This is a genomic window from Synechococcus sp. R8-2 (assembly GCF_047461715.1).
Taxonomy (GTDB): Bacteria; Cyanobacteriota; Cyanobacteriia; order Thermostichales; family Thermostichaceae; genus Thermostichus.
The window spans coordinates 1-8,185 of the sequence record NZ_JANSHQ010000522.1 but is presented as its reverse complement, the minus strand read 5'-3'; the positions used below and the strand labels follow the sequence as shown (position 1 = coordinate 8,185).

The following is an 8,185-nucleotide window of genomic DNA, read 5'->3' as shown; positions in this document are numbered from 1 at the left end:
TCAGGCCGGGGAGGATGTCAATTTCCCAGTTTCACCCTCCTCTCTGGCTCAGCTTGGAGCCAATGGCCTCATCGGCAAACCCTTCAACGCCGCCACCCTGGCTGCGGACATCTGTGCTCTGCTGGGCTGGGATCCCTGACTCAACCCTGAACCCGCCCCAAAGACCCCTGGGATCCCACCGATATCCGCCAAATCGCGTAGAAGAAACGTACAAATTGCCTACGCAAATCCTCGATGTTTCTCTGTACTTCCACTGATCTCGAGGCTATGATAGGGGCATGAACGTTAGAAATACGGAGGAAACACAGATGCAAGTCAGTGAAGATCTAACCCTGGACTACCGTACTTACCGCATAGCAGCCCTATTGAGCGAGAGCTTCTCTTTGGGAGCACTGCTGGGAGTATCCCTCAAGTGGCAGAACGATGTCTCCTCCGTGAATGAGCCGCGGCCCAGGGCTTCCCATCTTTCCCTGCAGGACATCGAGCAGCGCTACCTCACCTCTTGGCAAAGATAGTCTTCTCCCTTCAAAAACCATCTCTCAAACAGAACCAGCCATGAATACAAGTCTTGACTCTGTTACTCTGCCCTCCAGCATCCAAGAAATCGTGGAGCAGGTGTTCCGCAGCAGCTTCCTCAGCTTGGGCCAAGAGAACCGCATCAATGAGCTGCTCTTTCAGCGGCGCTACTCTGAGGCTGACCTGGAACTGTTGGACTGCCTAAGCTTGGCGTTGCTGAACCATCAAATTGAGACGGAAAAACGTTCTGCGGCAAAAGCTGCCTGACCCCCAAAACGCATCAAGTTCCTCCAAAGCAAAAGGGGATCCCAGCTGGATCCCCTTATTTGTCCAATCTGAGTCCAGTGACCTAGCTGATCTCCAAGGAAAACCCTGGAAGCGCCCCGGCAAGCATTCCAGAGTTCTTGCAGGATGTGGGGACTAGACCGCAACGGTCTTCTTCACCTGAGCCGCCAAAGCTCCAGAAGCATACTTGGCTGCCATCTCATCCAAGGTAACCACCGGAACTTTGGTGCCATGGCCAGCACAGCCGAAGGCAATGTAGCGCTCAGCACAGACTTTTTGCATTTCCTTGATGGAAGGCTTGAGGAAGTGGCGGGGGTCAAACTCTTTCGGATTCTCGGCCAGAGCGCGGCGCACGGCAGCTGTGATGGCCAGGCGGTTGTCGGTGTCGATGTTTACTTTGCGCACTCCATTTTGGATGCCCCGCTGAATTTCTTCCAGCGGCACACCGTAAGTCTCGGGAATGGAGCCGCCGTATTCGTTGATGATGTCGATCAGCTCCTTGGGCACCGAGGAGGAACCGTGCATCACCAGGTGCGTGTTGGGCAGGCGGCGGTGGATCTCAGCAATGCGCTCCATGTCCAGAATGTCGCCGGTGGGCTTCCGGGAGAACTTGTAGGCGCCATGGCTGGTACCAATGGCTACGGCCAGCGCATCCACCTGAGTTCGCTCCACAAAGTCCACCGCTTGGTCGGGGTCGGTGAGGAGTTGGTCATGGCTGAGCGCCTCTTCCGCGCCGTGGCCATCTTCCGCTTCCCCACGGCCCGTTTCCAGGGATCCCAGGCAGCCCAGTTCCCCTTCCACACTCACCCCGATTGCATGAGCCACTTTCACCACCTCGGAGGTAACGGCCACGTTGTACTCGTAGCTGGCCGGGGTCTTGGCATCTTCCTTGAGGGATCCATCCATCATGACGCTGGTGAAGCCGTTGCGGATGGCGGAATAGCAGGTAGCCGGGCTATTGCCGTGGTCTTGGTGCATGGCGACGGGGATGTGGGGGTAGGTCTCCACTGCCGCCAGGATCAGGTGCCGCAGAAAGTTCTCGCCCGCATACTTGCGTGCCCCTCGAGAGGCTTGCAGGATAACGGGGCTGTTGGTTTCATGGGCTGCCTGCATGATTGCTTGGATCTGCTCCATGTTGTTGACGTTGAAGGCAGGAATGCCGTAGCCATGTTCGGCGGCATGATCCAGCAGCGTCCGCATTGCAACGAGAGCCATCGGTTACCTCCTGAGGTGCTGACCTAGTGCGTATGAGATTTGCTTACCGTTGATCTTAAGATACTTTTTACGTTTTGGCGGATAAGCCGCCGGGGATCTGCGCATCTTGCCGAGGGATCTTTGCAACCATTGGCCGCAATGCTCGCGCTCAGACGCAACAGGCGCGCCGACATCTTCAGGTACAGTGGGGAGGGGCAAGACTGTTGGGCGCTTGCATCGAGGATGGATCTGCCCATGCCCGCTCAATTTATCTCTTAGTCTCTCTAATTCTACTGTGGTGTTTTTGTGTTGTTTGCCCGGAGGAATGGGAACGTGCGTTGCAATCGCTGGCCGGTCTTGGGTGTAAAGCCAACAAGGGCTCTCTGGGGTAGTTGGGTGCAAGGAACCGGTTTGGCAATGGCCTGTTGGGCGACGGGCCTTCAGTTGGCAGCTTGGGGGATCCCTGGGCAATCTCCGGATCAGGTGGCGGCCTGGGTGAGGGACAATCCTGTGCTGCGGCCCCGTCCGGGCGAAACCCTGAACATCATCCGAGTGGAGCCGGATGGATCCCGCTTTACGTTCTTGGCCTCGGTGGCTCCGCCAGGACGGATCATCAACCCGCTGGATCGGGAGACGATTCGCTCGGAGCGGATGACGTTCTTTCGCCCCCAAGGACTGACGGCAGAGGATCTCTTTCAAGCCATTCGCGACGTTTATGGGCCGGAGATCGCCGCCGATCTGGATCAGGCGGTGGAGGTGATTCGCTACCCGTCCCCAGAAGCTCTGGCAAGCAGTCCGGGCTATACCTTGGCCCTTGCCATCCAAGGGGTGGTGCTGCGGGGAAACCAATTCGTGTATTGGCTGGAGCTGACGCAAAACCCCGATGGCCGCGTGCAGCAGGGGCAGGTGTGGGTGTTCCAAGAGGAATGGCTTCCCAAAGTGGAGGGGGAGCTGGCGGAGCGCTTCCCCTTGCAGGTGATGACCCGTTGAGGGGCCCCCAATCTTTATCCCCGAGGAGAAGGGCGCTCAGGGGCGGAGGGAGTTGCTGACATCCAAAGCCGGCAATTCCACCCGTTCTACCTGGGGCCGAAAGCCCAACCAAGGAGTGGCCAACTGGGCAAATCGCTCTGGATCCCCGCTCACACAGAAACGGTGGGGTTCTCCCCAAGCAGCGGTCAAGGGGCGGCGCAAGTCCCACAAACTCAATTCGCGGGCCAGGGATCCCACCAGCGCCATCCCTGGATCTACCCGTTTGACCGAGGACGGCAGCAAAGGCTTCAGGATTGGATCCAGCAGGGGGTAGTGAGTACAGCCATAGACAAGAGTATCGATCCCCTGTTGCAACAGCGGTTGCAGGTAGCGTTCAGCCGCCTGTCGCAGGGCAGGGCTATCCAGCCATCCGGCTTCAATGAGAGGGACGAACTCAGGGCAGGCCTGCTCCCAACAGTAAACGGGGTACGGAAAACGTTTGGGATCCAGAGCGCTGTACTCTTGAATGGCTCTTGAGTAAGCGCGACTCTTGACCGTGGCCACCGTGGCAAGCACCCCAATGCGGGATCCTTGGGCCAGTGCTGCCTGGGCGCCGGGCAAGATTAACCCCAGAATGGGCAGGGCAAACTCCTGCCGCACCTGTTCTAGGGCCAAGGCCGAGCTGGTATTGCAGGCCATCACCACCAGCTTCACCGGCTGTGCCTGCATCCATGTCAGAATTTGCCGCACAAAGGCCAGGATCTCCTCTGGCGAGCGTTCCCCATAGGGCAACCGCGCTGTGTCGCCGAAGTAGATGAGCCGTTCCTGGGGGAGCCGGCGGCGTAAGGCTCGCCAAACCGTCAGCCCGCCCAAGCCGCTGTCAAACACCCCAATTGGCCAACTGGGATCTGGCTCTGATTTCCACTCCCACTGCATGCTCCGTTCTCCTCAACACCTTGGCCTAAGCTGCTGTATCCTACCCTGCTTTCGAGAATCTCGGCGACAGATTCCCTGCCTTCCCTCTGAGATCAACTGGGCCAACTGGATCGTCAATTCGATCAATTTCAATTAAGGATCAATTGAGAGATCCGATAGACATGAACAAGCTCAGCCAACGGCTAGCGACTGCGCAAGAAAGTCTCAATGCCATCGGCAATGGCCCGCGCCAAAATAGCCTGATATTCGGCAGTAGCCAATTTTCGCCCTTCGGTTGGGTTGGTTACGTATCCCAACTCCAGCAGCACGGAGGGCATACCCACAGGTGTTTCCCGCACCACAAAAAAGCGGGCCCGTCTCACCCCCCGGTCAGCAGCGCCGGTGGCCCTGACCAAGCTGCGGTGCAAGATGGCGGCCAGCTCGGCGCTATCGGGTCGCAGGTAATAGGTCTCGATGCCGTGAATGCCGGAGCGATCCAGGGCGTTGGCATGAATGCTCACCAGCAGGGCAGCATTGGCCTGAACGGCCATATCCACCCGCGGTTGCAGCAGCACTTCCCGGTCATCGGTGCGGGTCATCACCACCCCGTACCCCCGCTCCTGCAGCAGTCGTTGCACCTGGTGGGCAACGGAGAGCACGATGTCCTTCTCCTGGATCCCATCCACCCCGATGGCACCGGGATCCCGTCCCCCGTGGCCGGGGTCGATGGCAATGACCGTCCGGTTCAGAGATTGGGGGGTGGAAGGGGAGGCAGGGCCGGGCGTCTGCGGCTGAGGTATTGGTGGAGGAGCATTCAGAGGTCGCAGCTCCAAGGTAATGCGGCGGGATCCCTGGCCGGGGTTGGGCTCGAAGACATTGAACTCCTCGGCGGGCTGCACCAGAATGCTGACCGTGCGGGCATCTTCCTGGACAAAGCGGATCCGCTCCACCGGCCCTCCAACCGGCAAGCCGGGATCCGGCATAGACTGGGGCAGGCGCGCCGGCGCCACATTGATGCGGTAGCCACCACTCTCGGGATCCCAGCCGGCCCGGTAGAACATGAATCCATCGGCGCTGATGATCAACCGGTTGCCCTGGAGCTGAACCGATTGCAACGTGGCCAGCGGCCCACTGCTGTTGACAGAGCTGACCTCGGGCAAAAGGCTGGCCTGGGCAGCACCGCCGGCAGGCTGGATCCAGATCCCACCTCGCTGTGGGTCGTAGCGGGCTTCCCAGTCGCCACCGGAGGAATCCACATCCAGCACTACCCGAGCAACGGTGGGCTCAAACTGCCCGATGCGCAGCCGCGAAACCCCCAGACGGTTGATGACATAAGCTCGCTGGGTGAGGGCAGGGCTGAGGGTGGTGTTGAGAAAATCCACCACTACCCGATCCGGATCGAGGATGCGCCGCACCGTAGTGGAGGGGCTGCCTTGGGTACGGATAAAAAAGCCTTCTGCTTGCGGGGATACCTCTAAAATTTGATGGCCGGAGCGAGGAGATGGGGTGGGTGCCGGGCGTCGGGGAGGCAGTGTCGGCAAAGGCGGGGACGGCGGGAAGGGATCCCTGGAACCTCCCAATAAGCCGGCAGATGAAGGGGGAGAAGAAGAGAGAGATCCGGCCTGGGTGAATTGAACAGCCCAGCGGGAGGGGCCGGCAGTGAGCAGTTGCAGTTGGTTGAGGCTGAGAGGCTGATCCGGCTGCAGATAGAGCACAAAGCGGGTAATGGTATCCGTAAGCTGGCTAATCTGCAGAGAGGTGACACGGCCCGCAAAAGTCTGGGTTTGGGGCTCCTGTCCAAAGCGGGTGTTGGGAAAATCCAGCACAACCCGAGGCGGATTCTGCAGCACGAACAGAAAAGGCCGCACCTCGCCCTGGGTGTTAACTTCCAGCCGCCCCTGCTGGGGGTCGTAGTACCAACGCTCAATGCGCGATAAACCTGGGGCTGTAATCGCCTGAGCCTGGACAGATTCCGGGGGAAACAGTCCTGCTCCCGCCAAGCTCAACAGCAGCATCGCCCCCCATATCCGCCTTGACCTCGGCTTGCCGAATTCGGGCATGACCTTCCATCCACTCCCCACACCTGCTGCCCTCAACTATACCAACCTGCCCTCGGAGCAGCCTGGGAAGGAGCGCAATTCCGCTCTTGCCTGCAGGGCTGGGGGATGATGGGTAGAGGCTCGCCCCTTCTTCTTCCTGCTTGTTCTCCGGCGAGGTATCTTGGGATGCCCAAACCACCGGATCTCCTAACCCTGGCCCGAGCTGGACACGCCCAGTCGATTGTGCAGGTTGTGCGGATGGAGCTGCTGCGGCGTCGCTGGTGTGCTCAGGTAGACTTTGCCGACGAGACCCTGCACATTCACCTCATCGGATCCCCTTATCGGCCTCAGCTCTCCCCCCAAGTTGCCGCCGCCCAACTGTTTCTGCTCCTGAAGCAACTGCGGATTCCACGGCTGGATCAAGTGGAGATTTGCGCTTTCCGCGGCTCACGCTTGCTCTGGCGGCAGAGCCTAAAGCTGGGATCCCGGCAGCGTTGGGATCGGTTTTCCTTCGATAACTGGGCAGTCAACGCTTGGGCTTAGCCGGCTGCGTTTGCGGTGGCCCTGATGGTGAACAACATAGGCTTGTTGCAGTTGTTGCATTTGCCTCTTCACATTTGGATCCACGAATTTGGCCATGCCACCGTCGCCTGGTGGAGCGGGTATCGGGCTTTGCCTCTGCCCATCGGCTGGACAAGCGTTAGCTCGCAGAGGGATCCCTTTGTGTATTTTGGAATCCTCTTTTTACTGATTCTACTCTTCTGGTCAGCCCGCAAGGAGCGGATTGGGTGGCTGCAGGTGCTGGCCATCTTTCTTGCTCTATTGCAGTTTTACATGACCTGGCTGATGCCCAATCGCACCTGTGAGATGTTGTTTGTCTTTAGCGGCGTTGGAGGAGAATTTTATCTCAGCACCTTTCTGATGGCCAGCTTTTATTTTCCCTTGCCAGATCGCTGGCGATGGGATTTTTGGCGATTTGTCGTGCTGGGGATCGCGAGCAGCAGCCTGTGGAGAAGCTTTTGGGAATGGCACAGCATCAGACTGGGATTGGCCGAGGTTCCCTGGGGAACTTTGTTGGGCGGCCAAGGAGATGCCAGGGGGGATATGAACCGCCTAAACTACGACTTTGGCTGGAGCACCGATCAAATTATCCAAACCTACACTTTTTTAGGGAATCTGTGTGTTTTCGTCGTATTGAGCCTATATGTTCTATTCCTGTTGCGGGCAAATGATGAGATTTGGCTGTATCTGCGAGCAAAGCTTATTCTTTGGATGGATGGTTTGATAGGCTCCAGTTCAAGCAAACCTCCTTAAGATCCTCCTATAGCGATCATTATCCCAACCACAGCTTTTTTCGGCAGCGCCAGCTACATCCAGTGCAAAACTAGCTCTCGGGTAACAGGGATCCCGCTTGTCTCCAGAACTTCCCTAGTGTCCAACTCGATTCCTCAAGGGGGCAGGATCATTTTGGTTTTGGACTGCAGCTTTGCCGGTTGGGAATTGCTCCAACCACTCCGTTGAGCTCAGAGGGCGTTTGTGGTGCCCATCTGGGCAATGATTGGGCGGGAGAAGCGGCACCCCTATCAGGTTGGAGATGGCCTGTTGAGCATTCGCTCTATGCTGAGGGATATGTATAGACAAACTTCCTCTGCAACGGTACTTTACCCATGTCAGCCGCCTTCTCTTGGCCCTACCGCACCCCAGGGATCCCAGACTCTGCCTTTGAACGCATCCCGGGGATCCCGATGAGCCCTCGTGAGGTGCGCGTGTTGGTGCTAAGCCAGTTGCGCCTGGGCGAGAACCACTGCCTGTGGGATATCGGCGCCGGAACCGGCACAATTGCCATTGAAGCGGCTGTTCTATGCCCCAAAGCTCGCGTGATTGCCATCGAGCGAGATGCCGAGGTAGTCAGCCTAATCGAGAGCAATTGCGAGAAATTTGGCCTCACCAACGTGCAGGTGATTCAAGGTACTGCCCCCGATTGTCTGCAACACCTTTCTCCGGCACCGGATCGCATCTGCATTGAGGGAGGCCACCCCCTACGCGAGATCTTGGAAGCCTGCTGGAGCCATCTCAGCCCCAACGGGCGGGTCGTGGCGACGACCAACTCTTTGGATGGGCTCTACGGCCTTTCTGCCGGCCTGGCCGCTGTGCGGGCTCATCATGTGGAGGTGATTCAATCGGCGGTGAACCGCCTGGAACACCGCGGTCGGACTCAAATGCTGCTGGCATTGGATCCCACCTTTGTTTTGAGCGGAGAAAAAATG

At 58.4% G+C, this 8,185-nt stretch carries 9 protein-coding genes; 6 read left to right on the top strand and 3 right to left on the bottom strand.

The features are described 5' to 3' along the window. The first annotated feature begins 308 nt into the window (after positions 1 to 308). Together NW819_RS11880 and NW819_RS11875 are read left to right on the top strand one after the other, a co-directional pair. A complete protein-coding gene (locus NW819_RS11880) occupies positions 309 to 515 on the top strand; it encodes a hypothetical protein (protein WP_011432020.1) in 207 nt (68 codons plus the stop codon). Positions 516 to 555: 40 nt separating this feature from the next. After that, the gene (locus tag NW819_RS11875) at positions 556 to 783 is read left to right on the top strand and encodes a hypothetical protein (RefSeq protein WP_011432021.1); all 228 of its coding nucleotides are present in this window, start codon (positions 556 to 558) and stop codon (positions 781 to 783) included. Positions 784 to 936: 153 nt separating this feature from the next. On the opposite strand, the gene fba is transcribed toward NW819_RS11875, so the two are convergent. After that, complete coding sequence (gene fba, locus NW819_RS11870) at positions 937 to 2,016, bottom strand: class II fructose-bisphosphate aldolase (protein WP_011432022.1); 1,080 nt, start codon at positions 2,014 to 2,016, stop codon at positions 937 to 939. Between the two features lie 375 nt (positions 2,017 to 2,391). Between fba and NW819_RS11865 the strand changes: the two genes are divergently transcribed. Next, on the top strand, positions 2,392 to 2,985 hold the full coding sequence (locus NW819_RS11865; RefSeq protein WP_414413869.1) for a hypothetical protein: 594 nt from the start codon (positions 2,392 to 2,394) through the stop codon (positions 2,983 to 2,985). 36 nt (positions 2,986 to 3,021) lie between these two features. On the opposite strand, the gene murI is transcribed toward NW819_RS11865, so the two are convergent. Both murI and NW819_RS11855 read right to left on the bottom strand, forming a co-directional pair. Next, the gene (gene murI / locus NW819_RS11860; RefSeq protein WP_414413868.1) at positions 3,022 to 3,900 is read right to left on the bottom strand and encodes a glutamate racemase; all 879 of its coding nucleotides are present in this window, start codon (positions 3,898 to 3,900) and stop codon (positions 3,022 to 3,024) included. A 182-nt stretch (positions 3,901 to 4,082) separates the two neighbouring features. Continuing rightward, positions 4,083 to 5,894 carry an N-acetylmuramoyl-L-alanine amidase gene (locus tag NW819_RS11855; protein ID WP_414350538.1) on the bottom strand — a complete coding sequence of 604 codons (1,812 nt, stop codon included), beginning with the start codon at positions 5,892 to 5,894 and terminating at the stop codon, positions 4,083 to 4,085. 210 nt (positions 5,895 to 6,104) lie between these two features. Between NW819_RS11855 and NW819_RS11850 the strand changes: the two genes are divergently transcribed. From NW819_RS11850 to cbiT, 3 genes are all read left to right on the top strand, one after another. Further along, positions 6,105 to 6,461: a hypothetical protein gene (locus NW819_RS11850; RefSeq protein WP_414413867.1), complete on the top strand. Its 357-nt coding sequence runs from the start codon at positions 6,105 to 6,107 to the stop codon at positions 6,459 to 6,461. A gap of 24 nt (positions 6,462 to 6,485) precedes the next feature. After that, on the top strand, positions 6,486 to 7,232 hold the full coding sequence (locus NW819_RS11845) for a hypothetical protein (protein WP_414413866.1): 747 nt from the start codon (positions 6,486 to 6,488) through the stop codon (positions 7,230 to 7,232). A gap of 353 nt (positions 7,233 to 7,585) precedes the next feature. Continuing rightward, the coding region (cbiT, locus tag NW819_RS11840) for a precorrin-6Y C5,15-methyltransferase subunit CbiT (RefSeq protein ID WP_414413865.1) at positions 7,586 to 8,185 on the top strand (600 nt) is incomplete at its 3' end.

Coding starts and splice junctions, on each gene's coding strand:
- NW819_RS11880 (WP_011432020.1), top strand. CDS start 309: ATGCAAGTCAGTGAAGATCTAACCCTGGACTACCGTACTTACCGCATA.
- NW819_RS11875 (WP_011432021.1), top strand. CDS start 556: ATGAATACAAGTCTTGACTCTGTTACTCTGCCCTCCAGCATCCAAGAA.
- fba (WP_011432022.1), bottom strand. CDS start 2,016: ATGGCTCTCGTTGCAATGCGGACGCTGCTGGATCATGCCGCCGAACAT.
- murI (WP_414413868.1), bottom strand. CDS start 3,900: ATGCAGTGGGAGTGGAAATCAGAGCCAGATCCCAGTTGGCCAATTGGG.
- NW819_RS11855 (WP_414350538.1), bottom strand. CDS start 5,894: ATGCTGCTGTTGAGCTTGGCGGGAGCAGGACTGTTTCCCCCGGAATCT.
- NW819_RS11850 (WP_414413867.1), top strand. CDS start 6,105: ATGCCCAAACCACCGGATCTCCTAACCCTGGCCCGAGCTGGACACGCC.
- NW819_RS11845 (WP_414413866.1), top strand. CDS start 6,486: ATGGTGAACAACATAGGCTTGTTGCAGTTGTTGCATTTGCCTCTTCAC.